The organism is Sporosarcina koreensis (assembly GCF_001531445.1).
In the GTDB taxonomy this organism is placed as follows: Bacteria; Bacillota; Bacilli; order Bacillales_A; family Planococcaceae; genus Sporosarcina; species Sporosarcina koreensis_C.
The window spans coordinates 1-243 of the sequence record NZ_LQYA01000134.1 but is presented as its reverse complement, the minus strand read 5'-3'; the positions used below and the strand labels follow the sequence as shown (position 1 = coordinate 243).

1 protein-coding gene is annotated in these 243 nt (G+C 40.7%); it reads right to left on the bottom strand.

Annotation, left to right across the window (positions count from 1 at the left end; translation table 11 throughout):
* Nucleotides 1-243, bottom strand: a 243-nt coding sequence (locus tag AWV70_RS14260; RefSeq protein WP_153009998.1) for an MFS transporter, incomplete at both ends; no start/stop codon positions are given.

Here is a 243-nt window from a genome sequence, read left to right as displayed (position 1 = left end):
GCCAATAAGACCAAACGCTTTACCCCTATTTTCCTTTGGAATATAGCGCGCAACTACAACCATCACGAGTGCTGGAAATGCAGCTGAACCAGCTCCTTGAATAAATCGAGCCAGAATAAGTATGGGAAAAAAAGAATGTCCAACAAACCCAATTACCGATCCGAAGCAATTTATTATAATCCCAAATAGGAGTAACCTTTTAATGCCTAGCTGATCAGATAGCTTTCCATATAGAGCTGTTCC